The sequence below is a fragment of the Corynebacterium ulceribovis DSM 45146 genome, assembly GCF_000372445.1.
Classification (GTDB): Bacteria; Actinomycetota; Actinomycetes; order Mycobacteriales; family Mycobacteriaceae; genus Corynebacterium; species Corynebacterium ulceribovis.
The window spans coordinates 535,022-553,490 of record NZ_AQUY01000002.1; the positions used below are offsets into that span (position 1 = coordinate 535,022).

Below are 18,469 nucleotides of genomic sequence, written 5' to 3' on the forward strand. Positions count from 1 at the left end.
GCTGACGGCAGCTAACCTGGAATCTATGTCTACTTCTGCTTCTAACCCGGCGTCGAATCCGGCTTCTAACCCGGCTGAGGATGCGCCACTGCTGTTGCCGGTCGCGGGTCGCACGTTTGTTGGCGAGCTGGAGATTAAACGCAGTCGGTTCATTACGTGGATTCGGCGCGTGAGCAGCGAAGATGAGGCGCGGGGGTTGATTGCGCAGGCGCGGGAGGAGTTCCCAGACGCGCGCCATCACTGCAGTGCGTACCTGTATGAGGTGGAGGGGTCGAACCGGGTGGAGCGGTCCAGTGATGATGGCGAACCGTCGGGCACCGCGGGTCGGCCGATGCTGGATGTGTTGGCCGGGTCGGGTCTGACCGACATTGGCGCGGTGGTGATTCGGTATTTCGGCGGGGTGAAGTTGGGTACTGGTGGGTTGGTCAGTGCCTACTCAGATGCGGTGCGGCAGGTGCTTATTGACGTTGATGTTGTTCGGAAATCGCCGAGGGCGCTGCGTAGTCTGGAAGTGCGGCATGCGGATGCCGGACGGATTGAGGCGGAGTTGCGGGCGCGCGGGGTGACGGTGGTGGATGTCGCGTATCGCAGCAAAGCCGTGCTGACTTTGGCGGTCCCGGCGACGGAGGAAGCGGTCGCAGAGTTGGATGCGTTGTTGCAGGCGCTGAGCCATGGTGCGCTGACAACTTCAGCTGCTGGGCACACATGGTTAGAATGGTGACTGTGAGCCTGAATCCTTATAACGCCAATCCTATTGAACTGCGGAAGCAAGCCGTGCGAAAGTATTCGCGTTCCGCGGTTGTGTGGACCGGTGGCGGTCTTGCAACCGGTGCTGTCCTTGGTCTGATGGCCGGTTCTTTCGGCACGTTCATTCTGATTTCCCTGGTCGGTATTTTGGTGGGGCTGGGGTACTTCAACAAGGTCCGGAAGATTGTGAACCACCGCGACCCACAGTGAGTCATTCGGCAGCTGATCATGATGGTTCCGCCGCGGTGCGGATCGATGTGTGGTTGTGGGCTGTTCGTTTGGTGAAAACTCGCGGTGATGCTGCTGCGGCATGTCGTGGTGGGCATGTTCGTATCAACGACAAGGTTGTCAAGCCTGCTGCCCAGGTGGTGCCGGGTGATGCGGTGCGACTGTGGGCGAATCACCGGGAAACTGTAGTGACGGTGGAAAAGACGTTGCTGAAGCGCGTGGGTGCGCCGATTGCGAAGACTTGTTACGTGGATAACAGTCCGGAGCGGCCGTCGTGGGAAGTGATGGGTGCGGTACCGATGCGTCCTCGTGGTTCGGGGCGGCCGACAAAGAAGGAACGACGCCAGTTGGATAGGTTGCGCGGGCGGAGTAGCTACTGAATCGTGGTGGTTCATGCGGCGTGGCGGGGGATAAACGAATTTCCCTTTATAGAAGGTATAAATCCGCTCAGAACGGTGGCTCTTCATCAAAATCCTGCAGATTGCCGTAGTCGCCTAGTCCCACTTCGTGGCGGCGCTCATTGTGGGCGGTGACGCGCTCGGATGCGTTCTGCTTCATTTGTGCGAAGTTCACCATCGGGTAGTGCTTCGACAGGGGACCTTCCGGCACCGTGTAAGTCACCTCGTCACTGTCGTGGCTGGTCCATGCCTGCACTCCCGAAAAACCCATAATCAGGTGGGAGTAGCGAGCGGTTTTCAGCTGATGGTGCGACTTGCACAAGCAATGGAGATTGTCGACATCCGTTGGCCCGCCCGCATCAAACGGAATGATGTGGTCGATTTCGCATCGGTGGGCTGGTGTTTCACAGCCTGGCGCGCGGCATTGACCATCACGCGCTCGCACATAGCGCACTTGTTCCGCAGTTGGGGTGTATGCACTGGTAGCAGCCGGTTTGGTGTTTTCAAGCACCAGCTCGGTTATGCGACTGAGGAGCGGCTGTGCGAGAAAAGGCGTGAGCCAACCAACGCGGTCGGCCCAGAGCATTGGGATGTCCGCATTGGCATAAAGGTGCAGCGTAGTGGACACTGCAGAACTGCCATCGATAAGACTCAGTAGTGCCTCTGCTTTCGTCATGCCATCGCGAGTTGCGACTTTGTCGATTGCTAGGCGTACCCGCTCGGCATCGCCCTTCGACAGGGTGAGATAGAAAGTCGTCGAATCTTCAGCGCGGTCATCTATGTCGAAGGTTCCTGCACGTCGCCGCCGCTCCTTTTCGGTTTTCTCCTCTTTGTCTATGGGGCGGTAGAGCGGTGCGAGCAGTTCCATAATTCGTTTAATCTGATTGAGCATCGCACGCGGACTCGGCAGATTTTGGTTGTCGATGCGCGGTTCCAAATACTCGGTCAGATGAAGGTCTAGTTCTGCAATAACGATCGGGTCCGACAACGGAAAAGCGGTTTCCGCAATATAGCGCAAATGATCGAAACCGAGAATTGGGCGTCGATTCAAAAACTCCCGCAATGCGGGCAAGTGGCTCAGCGCCCAGCCGATTGTTGCGAGCTTTTCAAATTGCCAACGAGTCAAACCAAGTCCGGTGCCGAGCTCTCGAAAATGGTCATCGAATCCAGTATCTAAAGTGTCCGGACGCAGTAGAAATGCAAGGTCAACTGTTTGCTGGTTACGTTGCATAACTAACGAAGCGGTAGGTGCGCAGCTAGTTTCAATCGACCAGTATTTCTGGTTCGTGTCACCAGGCGGAAGAAAATTCTGAGTAACGGGCGGCGGGTTGCTAAATTCGTTCACGCGTTCGAAATTAACACATCGAACCGACAGTATTTTCGACAAAGTGCGCGAAGTTAGAACCCGTGTTCTATTAAGTTGTCAGAACTATTTCCGTGCAACGTATTTCACGGTCTCGGATGTTCGATTTCCTGGTACCTACTCAATTTTGTGCTTATTGACGATTGCGGCCCGCGATGTGGCCACGAGGATCCGTCGTACCGGGGGCTATCGCTCAAGCCGCCAGCTAACCCTGCTTGCTCAGCTCGCTGACTAGGTGTTGCTGCATTGGCTCGCCAACAGCAGCCATGTCGAAGCGGGTAAGTGCGTGTGCTGCAACATCGCCCGCCGCCGGTGTAAAGGCATACTCACGCTTCGTCGCATCCACCTGCTTTGCGGCAGCTGTGTTCGTGACCTGCGCAGAAGCCACAGAAATCTGAACCTGACCCCCTTCGTCAATAAGCAATGTTCCTTCGAGGGATTCGGTCTGCCCGGTCGGCTGTGCGAGTACGAATTCAATCTTCCCGTCGCCGGTTGGTCGCAAAAAGCCCAGCTCGGTGTGCATTGGCGTGCCGTCGGCGCTTTGTGTTTTCTGCTCGTAGCGCAGGAATGGCTTATTTGGGGCGGCGCTAAACGTCACGGTTTCGCGGTAGCGGAAGGCGTCGATGGTCGGGTAGTTGCCTTGGCCTTCTCCGGACCAAGTGCCGATGAGTAGTTCAAGTGGGGTAACCAGCGGATGTAAATGCATACCCCCGACGGTACCTGAAGTGTCGAAATGGGGGAGGAAAGTGGCGCCATTGTAGCCAAAATTATCCCAGCGATGCACCAAACAAGTAGGTTTATCTGAGTATTACTTCACACTTGCCCGAGAGGGGAATAAGAAAATGATTATCACCAAGGCTGGCGCCAAGCGTGCCACCACCATCACCGCGGCCCTCGCCGCCACCGGCCTTGTCCTCGCCGGCTGCTCCAACGACGGCAACGATTCCGCCTCCGCCGACACATACCAAATCGGCATTAACCAGCTCGTTCAGCACCCAGCCCTCGACGCCGCCACCGCAGGCTTCAAGGAAGCCTTCGACGAAGCTGGCGTCGACGTCGAATTCACCGAGCAGAACGCCAACGGCGAGCAGTCCACGGCGCTGACCATCGCGCAGCAGTTCTCCGCAAAGGACCTCGACCTGGTCCTCGCCGTGGCCACCCCAGCCGCGCAAGCCACCGCGCAGAACATCGTTAACATCCCAGTGGTCTTCACCGCCGTCACCGACCCAGTCACCGCTGACCTGGTCGAATCCGAGGACAAGCCAGGCAGCAACGTCACCGGCACCTCCGACGTCGCCCCAGTTGAAGACCAGTTCGACCTGCTCAAGGAACTGGTGCCAGACGCGAAGAACGTCGGCATTGTGTACGCCTCCGGCGAAGTGAACTCGCAGGTTCAGGTCGACGCGGCGAAGGAAGCAGCCAAGTCCCGCGACCTGGAAATTAAGACCCAAACTGTCACCAGCGTCTCCGAAATCCAGCAGGCCGTCGGCGCGCTCGGTGATGTCGACGCCATTTACGTCCCAACCGACAACATGATTGTCTCCGGTATCGCCTCCCTGGTGCAGGTCGCCGAGGAGAAGAAGATTCCAGTTATCGCCGCGGAAGCCGGCACCGTTGAGGGCGGCGCGATTGCCACCTTGGGCATTGACTACAAGAAGCTCGGCAAGCAGACCGGTGAAATGGCGCTGCGCATCCTGAAGGAAGACGCTGACCCAGCCGAAACCCCAGTTGAAAAGGCTACCGAGTTCACCTACGTCGTCAACGAGGAAGCTGCCAAGCGCCAAGGTGTGACCATTCCGCAGGCAATTTTGGATAAGGCGGAAGAAGCTAAATGATCAGTGCTGTTGAACTCGGGTTGCTCTACGGTGTTGTCGCGCTTGGCGTGTACCTCACCTTCCGAGTGCTGCACTTCCCGGACCTGACCGTCGACGGCAGCTTCACCACCGGTGCGGCAACTGCGGCCGTCCTGCTAGTCAACGGCTGGTCCCCGGTCCTTGCGACCCTCGCCGGTTTCGGTGCCGGTTTCCTTGCCGGTACGGTCACCGGTTTGTTGCACACCAAGGGGCGTATTGACGGTTTGTTGGCCGGTATTTTGACCATGATCGCGCTGTGGTCGATCAATCTGCGGATCATGGGCACTGCGAACGTGCCGTTGCTGCGCAAAGACACGCTGTTTACCCCGCTGCGCAAAGCAGATCTGCTGGGCACGTGGGCTGGCATTGGTATTGTCGCGGCGTTTCTGGTTGTGCTTGGTTTGGTCGTCGTGTGGTTCCTCACCACTGACCTGGGGCTTTCCATCCGGGCGACCGGCGACAACGGCCCGATGATTACTTCCTTCGGTGTGTCCACTGATTTCACTAAAACGTTGACGCTTGGTTTGTCGAATGGCTTAGTCGGTGCTGCTGGTGCGCTGGTTGCGCAGTACCAAGGTTTTGCGGATATTTCAATGGGTATCGGCCTGATTCTGATTGGTTTGGCGTCGGTGATTATGGGCCAGGCAATTTTCGGTCAGCGGTTCCTCTGGCTGGCAACATTCGCCGTGGTGGTTGGTGCCGTGGTGTACCGACTGATTATTTTCGCGGCGCTGGAAGTCGGCTTGAACCCGAATGACATGAAGCTGATTACCGCGCTGCTGGTGATTGTGGCGTTGCTGTTGCCACGATGGCGGTCGGCGCTTGGTGGTCGGAAACCAGCTGCGAAAGCAAAGGTGTAGCGAACATGTTGAACATTGAGTCAATTACCAAGACCTTCTTCCCCGGCACGATTAATGAGCGGGTTGCGCTGAATAATCTGTCGTTGCACCTCGATAAGGGCGATTTTGTCACCGTCATTGGTTCCAATGGTGCCGGTAAGTCCACGCTGCTGAACACCGTCGCTGGCCGCATTTTTGTCGATTCCGGTGTGGTGAAAATTGGCGACAAGAAGGTGAATAAGCTGCCGGAGCACAAGCGTGCTCGCTTCGTTGGCCGCGTGTTCCAGGATCCACTGGCAGGTACCGCGCCGAATTTGACGATTGAGGAGAACCTGGCGCTGGCGTTGCAGCGAGGCAAACCGCGCGGGCTCGGTCCAAGTTTGACCAGTAAGCGGCGCGAGCTGTTCGTTGAGCATTTACGCACGCTGGAGCTGGGGCTGGAAGATCGTCTGTCGGCGAAAGTGGGTTTGCTTTCCGGTGGTCAGCGTCAGGCATTGTCGCTGCTCATGGCTGGTTTCACGAACCCGCAGATTATGCTTTTGGACGAACACACCGCAGCCTTGGACCCGCAGCGCGCGGAGTTGGTGACCACCTTGACGCAGAAGATCGTCGGTGAGGGCAACCTGACCACATTGATGGTCACCCACAATATGGAGCAAGCATTGCGGCTGGGTAACCGGCTGATCATGATGCATGAAGGACAGATTGTGTATGAAGCTGACGCCGAAACGAAGGCGAAGCTGACGGTGCGCGACCTGCTGCAGGAATTCGCAAATATCAAGGGCGCGACCCTGTCTGACAAGGCATTCCTCGGCTGACCGTACTGAATGGCAGTTCTGGTGGGATTAGCTCCGCTGGCTTTTTAGCCGCTGCTTAAGCCGCGACTTCAGCACATTCTTGCGCTGCGCACTGCGACCCAGCTCCGCAGTCGCCGCAATGTGCTGGTCGCCAAACTGCTGAAGCAGCAGGTCATCGACAACACGCGCATGTCCAGGCGTGAAGGAGTAGCCGGTGGCGTCGATAACGTCGGCAACATTTTCCGGGGTAGTCAGCTCCCGCAGCTGCCCAACGGTTTGCACGTCATTGGCGGTCAGCAGCTGCTTGATCCACGGGTATTGGTCGGCGCGCGACCTCGGAAATCGTGGCCCAAGCATCAACGTCAACATGCCCGGCAGGTCCTCGGCAACGATGTCCACGTCATCGGCCCCGGTGCTTATTGACGTATCGGGGGAGCGCTCATCCAGCACCGCTGCGATCTGGTCGAATTGCTGGTCCGCTAGTTCAATGAGGCCAGCTGCGAGTGTGAATGCTCGGTCAATGCGGGCATCGGCGACTGAATCCAAGTCCACCTTCCGAGGGTCAGCCTTGTAGCGAATGTCGTGCTCAAATTCGGCCCACGCATGTTGCAGCACCGTGCGGATCTGGACTTCTAACGTGGAATCTTCGTAGCCTTCTAACCCCGGTGGGGCTGGGGTCGGGATGCGCGCAATCAGGTGATGGGAGCCGTATCCGAATTCGCCGGAGACCCGGGTTTGGGTGGTTTTGTCTTCGGTCTCGAGGATTTCCAATGCGTCGGAAAGCACATCAATGACCGTGGGGATGGCGGTGGAGTGGAACGTGGTGACGCGGGCGCCGATAATGTCGTGGATATCGTGCCACGGATCCGGGTAGGACCAGCGCGGTTCACCTGCCAGTTCCTGCCGGACGGCTTTTGCCCGGAGGGAACGCCAGCTTTTCACTCGGCAGGACACCCGGTCGTAGGACACACCGGCGTCGCTGAGCAGCTCCGATAACGCCTCTTCGATGTTGGTGGCTGCAGCTGGGTGCGCCTTATGGAACTCTTCGAAGTGCCGCCGGAGCTCCGGAATGACATCCGGGCGGGCACTGCGGCTGGAGCGGCGAGCCACTAGCTGCGCTCCGCAACCAACAACGCCTGCGGATGCTGCGCGAACAAACTGTCCACGCCCACGGTGCCGGACCAGGTGTGGCCGGTCAGCCGGTCAATCCAGGTGCCTTCCGGCAAGGTGACGGTGGTGTTGCCCCAGCCGCCGGCCCGGTTCAGGCTGATTGGGCGGCGGGTGACCAGCGCGATGATATCCACATCCTGCCCGACTGGGCCACGTGCCATACCCACCACTTGGTGTTCCTGCTCGCCTTTACCGAATACTGGCTGGTAGCGGCCACCAACGAAGGATTCCCGGCGGTCTTGGCGCAGTCGCAGCGACTCGGTAACAATGAGTTGCTTGACTTCGTCGGCGGTGCTGGCACCTTCGGCGCGAATCTTGTGCAGGGTTTGTAGCCGCGCGGTGTAGTCAATGAAGCGGCGGTTATCTGGGTCTACCAGCGTGTCCTCGGTGAACTCCGTGCCCTGGTACACATCTGGAATGCCAGGGCCGATCAGTTGCAGCAGTTTGCGGGAGTGGCTGACCACTTGCGCTGGAGCGTCGATGCGCTGCACAAACTCGGTGATGGAGGAGGTCAACGGACCATCGAGCAGGGCATCCAGCCAGTGTTCCACCGCCAGTTCGAAACTCTGGTTTTGGTCTGTCCAGGTGGTGCGCAGTCCAGCTTCGCGGTTTGCCTTCTCCGCGTAGGCGCGAATCCGGTCACGGAATTCGTCGGTGATGACGCCGTCGGCTGGCCACACCCCGATGATGTTCTGCAGCAGGAAGTAGCCGGTACCGCCATCAGGAGCTGGGGTGACGGCGGACCATTGACGAACGACTTCAGTCCAATCACCGGCCAGTTCGGTTAGCTGGCTGATGCGGGCACGGACATCTTCGCCGCGTTTGGTGTCGTGGGTGGACAGGGTGGTCATGGCGCGTGGCCAGAGGCGGGCGCGTTCGTCTTGCAGCAGGTGGAATTCGGCGGCGGAGACGCCGAACTTTCCGGGGTCGCCGCCGACTTCATTCAGGCTGACGAGGCGGGATGCTCGGTAGAAGGTGGTGTCTTCCACGCCCTTGGCCATGACGGCACCACAGACTTGGGCGAAGCGGACGGCGGCTTCGGAGTGCGCAACCAGGCCCGCAGCGATAAGCGACAGTGCCAACACGCGAGATGGGAAACGTTCGGCCATATCGGAGATGACCATGGCAGTGACGCGGGACAAGGAGACGTAGTCGGCGCGGTAGACCGGCATGGCGGCTACGACTTCGCAGATGGTGTCGAAGAGCAGCTCGTCGGAGACGAAACCGCCGGCGGTGGACCAGTTGTCACGGCGCAGCGCGCGGGCAAGGCGACGGACTTCTGCGCCCAATTCGGTGGCGGCTACCGACTTTTTCAGTTCCCGTTCGGTGGCGTGTAGCGCTTCGGCGTCCCAGGTGGAGCCGGTTTGTTGGAGCGCGAGGATGGACATGGCGTCTTCGGCGGAGCGGTTGATGAACACGCCATCGAGTTCGCGGAGCGCGTCGTAGCCGGTAGTGCCGTCGACCGCCAGGCGCGGGTCAAGTGGTTCATCGGACCCAAGAATCTTCTCAACGACCAGCCATTTATCCGCGCCAACTACTTCGCGCAGCTGGTTCAAGTAGCCGAATGGGTCAGCAAGGCCGTCGGGGTGGTCGACGCGGACACCGTCAATAATGTCGGCGGCGACGAGTTCCCGCAGGATGCGGTGGGTGTGTTCGAAAACAATTGGGGTTTCTTGGCGAATACCGGCCAGCCCGTCCACGGAGAAGAATCGGCGGTAGCCGATAATGCCGTCGCGCCAGTAGGTCAGTCGGTAGCACTGCCGGTCGTGGACCTCTTGCGGGCTGCCTTCGTCAGTGCCGTCGGCGATGGGGTAGACGTTGTCGTAGTAGCGCAGCAGTGGTTCGGAGCCACTGCGGTCAATTTCGAGCTTATTGACGTCTTCGGGGCTGCCCAACACTGGCAGGCCCATCTTGCCGTTAATGCCGTTGTCTTGGTGCCAGTCAATATCGAAGTAAGGCTCGTACTGGGAGTCGCGACCATTTTTCAGCACGTCCCACCACCACTCGTTAGCTTGTGGGTCGGCGATCCCAACGTGGTTCGGCACGATGTCGATAATGATGCCAAGTCCGGCGGCATGTGCGGTGTCTGCTAGCTTTTGCAGGCCTTCCCGGCCACCGAGTTCTGGGTTGATTTCGGTGGGGTCAATGACGTCGTAGCCGTGGTTGGAGTCCGGCAGGGAGGTCAGAATTGGGGAGAGGTAGAGGTGGGAGACACCCAGCTCTTTCAGGTAGGGCACGATCGTTTCGGCGTCGGCGAAGGTGAACGCGCGACCTTGTGGATCTGCTTGTGGCCCGCGCATCTGCAGTCGGTAGGTCGACGTGATCGGTTGCCGAGTCATGGAGTTACTCACAGCCCTTCAAAGCTAGGCGAGGATATGTGCACCCTGTCCACTGTAGTTCGGCATTGGGTGTCCATGGGGCGCAAGCGTCGTTTGCTGCAAGGCATAAAGGTGTGCGCGGCGCTCCGGTCGGGCTACTTGTGGCGTCCACAGTTGTAGCGCGACATCGTCACAGGTGTGTGCCAGCGCGGAAATCGCGTCCGTGCCAGCTGCACGGTAGGTGTCCATCGCAAACTGATACAGCAGCTCGAGCCCATCAGCCCCGGTCGGTGCCGCAATCAGCAGGTCAGTGGTGATGGGGAAGAATAGGGGTACATCATTGAAGTACCTTCCGAGCGTGTCGACGACAGCACGCAACGTTTCTCGGTGGGTGAGCCACGAGCTGGCGTAGCCATTGTCTGCTCGGATCTGAATACCTGGGGCGTGGTCTCCTTGTGGGGACACCAGATCAATGATCGCTTGGGCCGGACGAATCTGGATATTTAAGCCGCTGGCGGAACTGTTTGCCGCAATGAAATTATTTGCTGCCGTATCGATTGCGTCAATAAGCGAAATGCCTTGTTTGGCAATGTCGCCGGCGGTGACGAAGTGCTGGGCGGCTGGCCGGTACAGCGCAGAGATGAAATCGTCTCCGGCGAAGGTCCAGATTGGGCGGTCTTCCAATGGCAGGTGATCAAAAGTCAGGAGCCAAGAGTGTGGCCGCAGCACCGGAACGACTTCCGGCACACCTGAGTTCATGTGATTCGCCTCGTTTCGCACGTTTCCCCCGTAAAAGCTATGCCTACTTTCTCATGTCTTTAGACGCAGCGCGCGCCCAAATGGTCCGCCCGAGTCTAGCGCGCTAACCCCGTTCGGGGGAAAGCGTGCTGAAGTTGCAGGTCAGAACGGGGGCGCTTCGTTCAATCCGAGCGCATCAAGCAGCTGGTTCGCCGTCCAAATCTCAATGTCCTGGCCCTTGGCCTGCAGCTCCTCCGCACGCTTCTGCTTCGACGTCACCGTATCCCATGGGCCCGCCACCAACACGGTGGTCTTCTTCGTGACATTCTTGCCGACGGTGCCGCCCGCTCGGGCAATCAGATTCCACAACTCGCCCTTGTCGTGCGGGGCGAAGTCGCCAGTGAGCGTGACATTGGCGCCAAAAAGAGGATTGTCCGGGTTGGCATCCGTGTTGGTTTCCGGAATAACATCTGGGGTTTTCGCTGCGTCCCACCGAGCTTGGCGCTGCTGCTTCGGCGCAGCTCCCGCTGGGGCGATCGTGGTTTTGCCACCAGCTGGACCGCCGGAGTTATGCACGAACACCAACCCGGCCGGGGAGAGCCGGCCCTGCGCGAACCGAATCGACTCGGCGTATTTCGCCGGGGTGTAATTGTGATCGCCTGCCATCAGCCACAGCGCAATATGTGCCGAAGCGACCGCATCTTCCTTGGCATCGTGATGGTTTTCCACCGTGACGCCCGCTTCACCAGCGACCGTAGTGAGCCGGTAGTTCTTCAACCCCGGAACTGCGCGCCGAGCCCACATGAGTGTGCAGCCGAATTCCCACTCCGGCAACTGTGCGCCCGACGCTTTCGCGGCCTGCTGGAATGCGCCCATATCGAACGCGGCGTTGTGCGCTACTAACGGAGCTGTGCCGACAATGCTCTTCAGTTCGTTGAAGCGTTCCAAGAATGTTGGCTCAGTTGCCACATCCGATGGGCGGATGCCATGAACGCCAACGTTTTCTTCCGCGAACGCCTCCAAGCCTGCAGGTGGGCGGCACAGCCAGCTGTATGTGTCAGTGATTTTTCCGCCGCGCACCACTGCAGCTCCGATTTGGCAGATGGAACCGAGCTGGTCATTGGCGGTTTCAACATCGACGGCCACGAAGTCAATCGGCGCACCAGCGCCAGAGCCAGCACCAGCGCCAGCATCCGCGTTGCCTGCGCCGACCAACAAAGTTGGTTCAGCGAGGTTCGCCAGTGGCGGCAGCTCATCAGATAGCTGGCCTGCACGGGCCTGCTCCAGGGCCTTCGGAAATTCCTCGATAACAGCAGCGTGTGCCACTAGCAGCCACATTGTTTCGGCGGAATCGTCAACCAAAGATTGCGAGTCGGGCTCCATATCGTCAATAAGCACGCGGATGAAACCTGGAACCAATGGGGACGGCGCCGCGGTGTCGACGCCGGTGATGGCGGATACTGGGATTTCGGTGACGGTGCCGTGGCGACCGCGGGCGAGGAGACCTCGTTCGATGCGGACAGTGGTGTTGCTCATTGCCAGGCGTGCGCCGTATCCCAAAAACTCCATGTGGCCAGTCTACCTGGGTGGAGGCGGGGAGAGTTTGGCAAGAATTCACCAAACATTTGCAGAGGGCTGCGAAGAGTTAACACGGGCTGGCTATGCTGTGGCCACGTTGGACCTCAGCTTGTACGCCGCGAAGGAGAAACCCAATGGCTCGAACTGCCGTTGCACATCCCGGAACCGTCCTGGCCCAAGATTTCCTGGCCCCTCGAAACCTGTCCATCTACTACTTGGCCGTCAGCATTGACGTACCATCGTCGCAGCTAGGCCGCTTCATCGCCGGGCAACGGCCCGCAACCCCAGACCTAGACCAGCGCCTGACCGAATTCTTCGGAACCCGGCCCGGCCACTGGACCAACTTACAGCGACAATTCGAAGCGAACTAGTTCGCCTCAATCAGAATGACAATGGAGCGGGACGGAACGCGGATTTCGCCCTCGGCCTCCACAAACTGCTCACGGGTTGGGCGACCAGTCAGCTCGTAGGTGTTCACCAGTACCTTCCACCGGTCGCTGTAATCGGAGCCCGGCACCTGGAACATAATGTCCTCGTAGTGCGCGTTGAAGCACACTAGGAAACTGTCATCGACAATGCGCTGGCCGCGCTCATCCGGCTCGGTGATGGCGTGACCGTTGAGGTACATCATCAGCGATTTACCGAAGTCGAAGTCCCAGTCCTCGGGGGTCATCACACGGCCGGCGTAAGTCAGCCATGCCACGTCACGGCCTTCGGCGTCTTCACCCAGCGGGCCGCCCTTGAGGAAGCGGCGGCGGCGGAACACCGCATGCTTTTTGCGCATCTCAATGAGGAAGGTGGTGAAGTCCACCAGCTCCGAGTTGGTTTTGACCTGCTGCCAATCAATCCACGCCAGTTCATTGTCTTGGCAGTAGACGTTATTGTTGCCGCGCTGCGTGCGACCCATTTCATCGCCGTGGCAAATCATTGGGGTGCCCAGCGACATCATCATGGTAGTCAGGAAGTTGCGGCGCTGACGGCGACGCAGACTGTTGACGGTTTCGTCGTCGGTGGAGCCTTCCACGCCGCAGTTCCACGACCGGTTGTGGGATTCACCGTCGCGGTTTTCCTCACCGTTGGCCCAGTTGTCCTTCTCGTTGTAGGACACCAAGTCGTTCAGGGTGAAGCCGTCGTGGGCGGTGACGAAGTTAATGGATGCGGTTGGGCGGCGACCGTTGTGTGCGTACAGGTCGGAGGAGCCGGTGATGCGGGAGGCGAATTCGCCGAGGGTGGCTGGTTCGCCGCGCCAGAAGTCGCGGACGGTGTCGCGGTATTTACCGTTCCACTCGGTCCAAATCGCTGGGAAGTTACCGACCTGGTAGCCACCTTCGCCGACGTCCCATGGCTCAGCAATCAGTTTGACCTGCGAGACAATTGGGTCCTGTTGCACGAGGTCGAAGAAGGCAGAGAGCTTATCGACGTCGTGGAGTTCGCGGGCCAGGGTAGAAGCCAAGTCGAAGCGGAATCCGTCGACGTGCATTTCTTCGACCCAGTAGCGCAGCGAATCGAGAATCAGCTGCAGGGTATGTGGATGGCGCACGTTCAGGGAGTTACCGGTGCCGGTGTAGTCCATGTAGTGCGTTGGGTCGCCATCGACGAGCCGGTAGTAGGCCGCATTGTCGATACCGCGGAATGCGATGGTTGGGCCGAGGTGGTTACCTTCGGCGGTGTGGTTGTACACCACGTCCAAAATCACTTCAATATCCGCTTCGTGGAATGCGCGGACCATGCCTTTGAATTCGGATACTGCGCCGCCTGGTTTCCGGGCCGCCGCGTAGTCCTGGTGCGGGGCGAGGAAGCCGAAGGTGTTGTAGCCCCAGTAGTTGCGCAGTCCCAGTTCGCGCAGGCGGTCATCCTGCAGGAATTGGTGTACTGGCAGCAGTTCAATCGCCGTGACACCAAGGTCTTTGAGGTAGGAGATGATCGCGGGGTGCGCGAGGCCAGCGTAGGTGCCGCGGAGTGATTCCGGCACGTCTGGGTGGGTCATGGTCATGCCCTTGACGTGCGCTTCGTAGATGACGGTTTTGTCGTATGGGTGGCGTGGCGGGCGGTCAGCGCCCCAGTCGAAGAATGGGTTAATGACCACGGATTTCATGGTGTGGCCGAGGGAATCTTCGGTGTTGCGGCCATGCGGGTTCGACGGGTCGGTGATGTCGTAGCTAAATAGCGACGGGTGGCCGTCGAATTCACCGTCGAAGGCTTTGGCGTATGGGTCGACCAGCAACTTGTTCGGGTCGCAGCGGTGGCCGCGGGCCGGGTCGTATGGGCCGTACACGCGGTAGCCGTAGCGCTGACCGGGCGCGACACCTGGTAGGTAGCAGTGCCAGGTGTGGGCGTCGACTTCTTCCAGTGGGATGCGGGTTTCGTTTTCGTCCCGGTCAATCAGGCAGAGCTCGACCTTTTCTGCAATGTCAGAGAACAGGGCAAAGTTGGTGCCTGCGCCGTCATAGGTGGAGCCGAGTGGGTAGGCATCGCCTGGCCACACGAGGTAATCGCCAACGGTTGTTACTGGGGTCATGCAGTTAACCTTATATGTACCGTGCCCGTTAGTCCCGCTGTCGGCAGTCAGACAGCGGAGGTGCCGGCCAGGATGATGTCAATACCGGTAGCGATGCGCTTGTGGTGTGCGGCCCCATCGTTGCTTTTTGACGGATCGGCGGCAGCTAGATTTTCTGCTGTCTGTTCATCAACGGTCGCGCCTAGGATGAAATAGATGAGTGTCTCAGCAGCGTGCTTCGGGCTGATTGCGAGGTCAGCTGCCCCGAGGATCTGTTGCAGCAGCGCAGCGGGATCCGCGCTGGCGGTGCGGGTGGCCAAGGCAGCGGAGACAACTTCAGCGCCATCGCGGTGACTGGTCAGACAGCGGTGGAACGTGTCTGCGAACTGCGCAGCTTTGCTGCGCCACTGGTCAGTGGTCGCAACGTCAATAAGCGACGGTCGGGACAGCGGCGCGAGGAGACGGTCGGCGATACCACCCAGCAGTGCCTGTTTGGAGGGGAAGTGCCAGTACATGGCGCCAGCGGCGACGTCGAGTTGTTTGGCGAGTCGGCGGATGGAGAGATCTTGGAGGCCGTACTCGTCGAGGATGAGGAGGGCGGCGTCAACAATGGTCTCGCGGGAAAGCTGCATGAACTCGATGATAGTGCGCACAATCCCTTGGGGAAGCTAAACCACAGGCGTAGAATTAGAGGTGAATACCCAGTATCCAAAGAGAGCGAGGGATTCCAATGAGTGAACACAAGGTGCACGCTGCCCACGACCATGAACATGGTGCTGACTGTGGACACCAAGCATTCGAGCACGGTGACCACACTGACTACGCGCACGACGGTCACATCCACCGCAAGGTAGATGGCGAATGGGTCGAATGCGAACCAACTGGCCACGTGCAGGCCGAAGACCACGGCGGACATGTCCACGGTGACAACTGTGGCCACGAAGCAGTGCCGCACGGTGACCACGTGGACTACCTGCATGACGGACACCGCCATGCAGCCCACGGCGACCACTACGACGAGCACTAGTCGCAAACTGGTCAATGCGCGCTAACTAACTGGCGCTGCAGGAAAACGCTGGTAGCCCGGTGAGAAATCGCCGCGCTGGCCAGCGTTTTTTATGGTTTGGGTTTGTCAGGTGAACTAAGTCCGCTACGCTCTATTAAACACCGTTCAAAACAGTGTTCAAGTTCTTAGTTTCACAACGTTAACCTCTTGGAGGCAGCCCAATGACCACCAGCGTCACCACGACCGACATCCTCGACCTAGCCCGCGACAAGGTGCTTGGCCGCGGCGAAGGCCTGAACTACGACGAACTGGTCCAGGTATTCCAGCTGCCTTTCGACCGCAACGAAGAACTACTCAAGCTCGCCCACGACGTCCGCCTGAAATGGTGCGGCGAAGACGTCGAAGTCGAAGGAATTATCTCCCTGAAAACCGGCGGCTGCCCAGAAGACTGCCACTTCTGCGCCCAATCCGGCCTTTTCGACTCCCCGGTGCGCGCCGCCTGGCTGGACATCCCATCGCTGGTCGATGCCGCCAAGCAATCCTTGAAGTCCGGCGCCACCGAATTCTGCATCGTCGCCGCGGTCTCCGGACCAGATGAGCGACTCATGCAGCAAGTTGAACAAGCCATCCAGGCCATCCAGTCCGAAGTGGACATCAACGTAGCTGTCTCCATCGGCTCCCTGACCCAGGAACAGGTCGACCGCCTCGCGAAAGCGGGCGTACACCGCTACAACCACAACCTGGAAACCGCTCGCTCCCACTTCCCATCAGTTGTCACCACCCACACCTGGGAACACCGCATGTCCACGCTGGAAATGGTCAAAGAAGCGGGTATGGAAGTGTGCTGTGGCGGCATCCTCGGCATGGGGGAGACCGTGGAACAGCGCGCCGAATTCGCAGTGCAGCTGCAAGAACTCGACCCACACGAAGTGCCACTGAACTTCCTCGACCCACGCCCAGGCACCCCATTCGCCGGCCGCGAGCCACTGCCAGCCGAAGAAGCCCTCCGCGCTATCGGTGCTTTCCGCCTGGCGCTGCCGAAAACGATGCTGCGCTTTGCCGGCGGCCGTGAACTAACCTTGGGCGACCTCGGTGCCGAACAAGGCCTGCTGGGCGGCATCAACGCCCTGATCGTTGGCAACTACCTGACCACGTTGGGCCGCCGCGCCGAAACCGACGTCGATATGCTCGGCAAACTGCGTCTGCCAATTAAAGCCCTCAACGCCACCTGCTAATCATGACAACACGCACCCGAGCCTCCGCCTCCCCGGCCGAAGCCAGCCCATTTACGGAACTGGCCCTGACCTTCCTGACCGGCGAAGGGCACCTCTACGACCCGTACACCGGCGCTGACCTCGCAGCCGGGGAAACTCCCGCACTGTCACACGCAGCGCGCGCCGGGCTGGAAGCACCTCGTTACTGCCCACTGTGCAAGCGCCGCATGATTGTGCAGGTGCGACCAGACGGCTGGACAGCGAAATGCTCCCGCCATGGCAGTGTCGACTCTGCGCTGTTGGAGCGGTAAATACCCGCAAAGCACTGCCACACCCGGTATACACATATCTGATGAATGAAAACACCACCATGATCCGGGATGTGGACAGTGCTGCCGCCAGCGCCGTCACACCCCGCGAAGAGCGGCGCGTCCTCGCCGCAACCGTCATTGGCACCACCGTCGAAATGTTCGACTTCCTGGTGTACGCCCAAGCCGCCGGCATTGTCTTCGGCGCCCTATTTTTCGGCCCACTCGGCCAATCCAACCCAGGCCTCGCCACCGTCCTATCTTTCGCCACCGTCGGCATCAGCTTCCTCTTCCGCCCCTTGGGCGCTATTATCGGCGGTCACCTCGGCGACACCATTGGACGCAAGCGCACCCTAGCGCTCACCTTGTTCCTCATGGGTGGGGCAACCGTGGCTATCGGCTTGCTCCCGACCTACGCCCAGATCGGTGCTGCTGCGCCGCTGCTGCTCATTGCGCTGCGTGTGCTGCAAGGCATTTCAGCAGGTGGTGAATGGGGTGGGGCAGTGTTGTTGTCTGTTGAACACGCACCGGTGGGACGCCGCGGCCGCAATGGTGCCTTCCCGCAAATCGGTGTTCCCGCTGGCTTAGCGCTGGCGTCCGCCACGATTTTGCTGACCCGCGCAGCGATGTCCGAAGAGCAGTTCATGTCCTTCGGCTGGCGCATCCCATTCCTGTGCTCGTTGGTGCTGGTGGTCATCGGCATTGTTATTCGCCGCGCCGTTGACGAGTCCCCGGTGTTCGTCGAAATGCAACAACTCCAACGCCGTTCCTCCGCACCGATTGGCCGCACTTTCCGGGAACAATGGCGCCGTATTGTGCACCTCGCGCTGGTTTTTGCGGGCAATAATGCCTGCGGCTACATCATCATTGCGTTCATGGGCACCTATGCCATTAAGACGTGGGGGCTGCCGCAAGTTCCGGTGATGCTCTGCCTGCTGCTGGCTGCGGTGCTGTGGATTGGTACCACGTTGTGGGGCGGGGTCCTCTCCGATGCCATCGGCCGGGTCCGTGCCCACCAACTCGGTTTTGTGCTGCAGGCCGTGGCGATGGTGCCGATGTTCCTGTTGGTTGACCGCGCCGGTGCGGACGGGAGCTTGTGGCTTTTCGGTGTCGGCGTTGTGTTGCTCATCCCAGGGCTTGGGCTTTCCTACGGGCCCACCTCGTCGATGTTCGCGGAGTTGTTTCCCGCGGAGCTGCGCTACTCCGGCATTTCGTTGGCCTATGCGCTCGGTTCCATTATCGGCGGTGCATTCTCCGCGATGATCGCGCAGATGCTGCTGAACCGTTTCGATTCCTCCCTCGCGATTGCCGCGTACATGATTGCCATGTCGCTGGTTGGCCTGCTGGCCGTGTCGTTTGTGAAGGAATCCCGAAACGCACCACTTCGTCAAGAAGCTCGCGTTAGCGAGTAGATT

19 protein-coding genes are annotated in these 18,469 nt (G+C 59.5%); 11 read left to right on the forward strand and 8 right to left on the reverse strand.

Going from position 1 to position 18,469, the window contains the following annotated elements; translation table 11 throughout:
• Positions 1 to 25 precede the first annotated feature (25 nt).
• The 3 genes from A3EC_RS0108015 to A3EC_RS0108025 are packed head-to-tail and all read left to right on the forward strand — an operon-like array spanning position 26 to position 1,355.
• Complete coding sequence (locus A3EC_RS0108015) at positions 26 to 721, forward strand: YigZ family protein (RefSeq protein ID WP_018024667.1); 696 nt, start codon at positions 26 to 28, stop codon at positions 719 to 721.
• On the forward strand, positions 715 to 957 hold the full coding sequence (locus A3EC_RS0108020; protein WP_018024668.1) for a hypothetical protein: 243 nt from the start codon (positions 715 to 717) through the stop codon (positions 955 to 957). The genes A3EC_RS0108015 and A3EC_RS0108020 overlap by 7 nt, the downstream gene beginning before the upstream one ends.
• Positions 954 to 1,355 carry an RNA-binding S4 domain-containing protein gene (locus A3EC_RS0108025; protein ID WP_018024669.1) on the forward strand — a complete coding sequence of 134 codons (402 nt, stop codon included), beginning with the start codon at positions 954 to 956 and terminating at the stop codon, positions 1,353 to 1,355. Before A3EC_RS0108020 ends, A3EC_RS0108025 begins: the two co-directional genes overlap by 4 nt.
• 67 nt (positions 1,356 to 1,422) lie before the next feature.
• On the opposite strand, the gene A3EC_RS12520 is transcribed toward A3EC_RS0108025, so the two are convergent.
• Together A3EC_RS12520 and A3EC_RS0108035 are read right to left on the reverse strand one after the other, a co-directional pair.
• The gene (locus A3EC_RS12520; RefSeq protein WP_018024670.1) at positions 1,423 to 2,604 is read right to left on the reverse strand and encodes an HNH endonuclease signature motif containing protein; all 1,182 of its coding nucleotides are present in this window, start codon (positions 2,602 to 2,604) and stop codon (positions 1,423 to 1,425) included.
• A gap of 337 nt (positions 2,605 to 2,941) precedes the next feature.
• A complete protein-coding gene (locus tag A3EC_RS0108035; RefSeq protein WP_018024671.1) occupies positions 2,942 to 3,442 on the reverse strand; it encodes a heme-binding beta-barrel domain-containing protein in 501 nt (166 codons plus the stop codon).
• A gap of 136 nt (positions 3,443 to 3,578) precedes the next feature.
• Between A3EC_RS0108035 and A3EC_RS0108040 the strand changes: the two genes are divergently transcribed.
• Genes A3EC_RS0108040 through A3EC_RS0108050 form a run of 3 tightly spaced genes read left to right on the forward strand, consistent with a single transcriptional unit; the run spans position 3,579 to position 6,246 of the window.
• The gene (locus A3EC_RS0108040; protein ID WP_018024672.1) at positions 3,579 to 4,571 is read left to right on the forward strand and encodes an ABC transporter substrate-binding protein; all 993 of its coding nucleotides are present in this window, start codon (positions 3,579 to 3,581) and stop codon (positions 4,569 to 4,571) included.
• Entirely contained in the window at positions 4,568 to 5,449 is an 882-nt protein-coding gene (locus A3EC_RS0108045) for an ABC transporter permease (protein WP_018024673.1), read from the forward strand. Before A3EC_RS0108040 ends, A3EC_RS0108045 begins: the two co-directional genes overlap by 4 nt.
• Positions 5,450 to 5,454: 5 nt before the next feature.
• Positions 5,455 to 6,246 (forward strand): ABC transporter ATP-binding protein, encoded by a 792-nt coding sequence (locus tag A3EC_RS0108050; protein ID WP_018024674.1) that lies wholly within the window; start codon positions 5,455 to 5,457, stop codon positions 6,244 to 6,246.
• 27 nt (positions 6,247 to 6,273) lie between these two features.
• Here the strand turns inward: A3EC_RS0108050 and A3EC_RS0108055 are convergent, their stop codons facing one another.
• From A3EC_RS0108055 to A3EC_RS11835, 4 genes are all read right to left on the reverse strand, one after another.
• Positions 6,274 to 7,335, reverse strand: coding sequence for a GTP pyrophosphokinase (locus A3EC_RS0108055; protein WP_018024675.1), 1,062 nt, complete (start codon positions 7,333 to 7,335; stop codon positions 6,274 to 6,276).
• Positions 7,335 to 9,734, reverse strand: coding sequence for a malto-oligosyltrehalose synthase (gene treY / locus A3EC_RS0108060; RefSeq protein ID WP_018024676.1), 2,400 nt, complete (start codon positions 9,732 to 9,734; stop codon positions 7,335 to 7,337). The genes A3EC_RS0108055 and treY overlap by 1 nt, the downstream gene beginning before the upstream one ends.
• A 24-nt stretch (positions 9,735 to 9,758) precedes the next feature.
• Positions 9,759 to 10,472: a hypothetical protein gene (locus A3EC_RS0108065; protein WP_018024677.1), complete on the reverse strand. Its 714-nt coding sequence runs from the start codon at positions 10,470 to 10,472 to the stop codon at positions 9,759 to 9,761.
• Positions 10,473 to 10,613: 141 nt separating this feature from the next.
• Entirely contained in the window at positions 10,614 to 12,020 is a 1,407-nt protein-coding gene (locus A3EC_RS11835; RefSeq protein WP_018024678.1) for a 3'-5' exonuclease, read from the reverse strand.
• A gap of 143 nt (positions 12,021 to 12,163) precedes the next feature.
• Between A3EC_RS11835 and A3EC_RS0108075 the strand changes: the two genes are divergently transcribed.
• Positions 12,164 to 12,400 carry a HigA family addiction module antitoxin gene (locus A3EC_RS0108075; RefSeq protein WP_018024679.1) on the forward strand — a complete coding sequence of 79 codons (237 nt, stop codon included), beginning with the start codon at positions 12,164 to 12,166 and terminating at the stop codon, positions 12,398 to 12,400.
• On the opposite strand, the gene glgX is transcribed toward A3EC_RS0108075, so the two are convergent.
• Positions 12,397 to 14,547 carry a glycogen debranching protein GlgX gene (gene glgX / locus A3EC_RS0108080; RefSeq protein ID WP_018024680.1) on the reverse strand — a complete coding sequence of 717 codons (2,151 nt, stop codon included), beginning with the start codon at positions 14,545 to 14,547 and terminating at the stop codon, positions 12,397 to 12,399. The two genes, A3EC_RS0108075 and glgX, sit on opposite strands and share 4 nt — an antisense overlap.
• Before the next feature lie 47 nt (positions 14,548 to 14,594).
• Positions 14,595 to 15,179 carry a TetR family transcriptional regulator gene (locus A3EC_RS0108085; RefSeq protein ID WP_018024681.1) on the reverse strand — a complete coding sequence of 195 codons (585 nt, stop codon included), beginning with the start codon at positions 15,177 to 15,179 and terminating at the stop codon, positions 14,595 to 14,597.
• Between the two features lie 77 nt (positions 15,180 to 15,256).
• On the opposite strand from A3EC_RS0108085, the gene A3EC_RS0108090 reads away from it, so the two are divergent.
• The 4 genes from A3EC_RS0108090 to A3EC_RS0108105 all read left to right on the forward strand — a co-directional run bounded on the left by A3EC_RS0108090 (position 15,257) and on the right by A3EC_RS0108105 (position 18,466).
• A complete protein-coding gene (locus A3EC_RS0108090) occupies positions 15,257 to 15,553 on the forward strand; it encodes a hypothetical protein (RefSeq protein WP_018024682.1) in 297 nt (98 codons plus the stop codon).
• A gap of 200 nt (positions 15,554 to 15,753) precedes the next feature.
• Positions 15,754 to 16,767, forward strand: a complete 1,014-nt coding sequence (gene bioB, locus A3EC_RS0108095) for a biotin synthase BioB (RefSeq protein ID WP_018024683.1) — start codon at positions 15,754 to 15,756, stop codon at positions 16,765 to 16,767.
• A gap of 2 nt (positions 16,768 to 16,769) precedes the next feature.
• Positions 16,770 to 17,057 (forward strand): biotin synthase auxiliary protein BsaP, encoded by a 288-nt coding sequence (bsaP, locus tag A3EC_RS11840; protein WP_018024684.1) that lies wholly within the window; start codon positions 16,770 to 16,772, stop codon positions 17,055 to 17,057.
• A 41-nt stretch (positions 17,058 to 17,098) separates the two neighbouring features.
• Positions 17,099 to 18,466, forward strand: coding sequence for an MFS transporter (locus A3EC_RS0108105; RefSeq protein ID WP_018024685.1), 1,368 nt, complete (start codon positions 17,099 to 17,101; stop codon positions 18,464 to 18,466).
• The last annotated feature ends 3 nt before the right edge of the window (positions 18,467 to 18,469 follow it).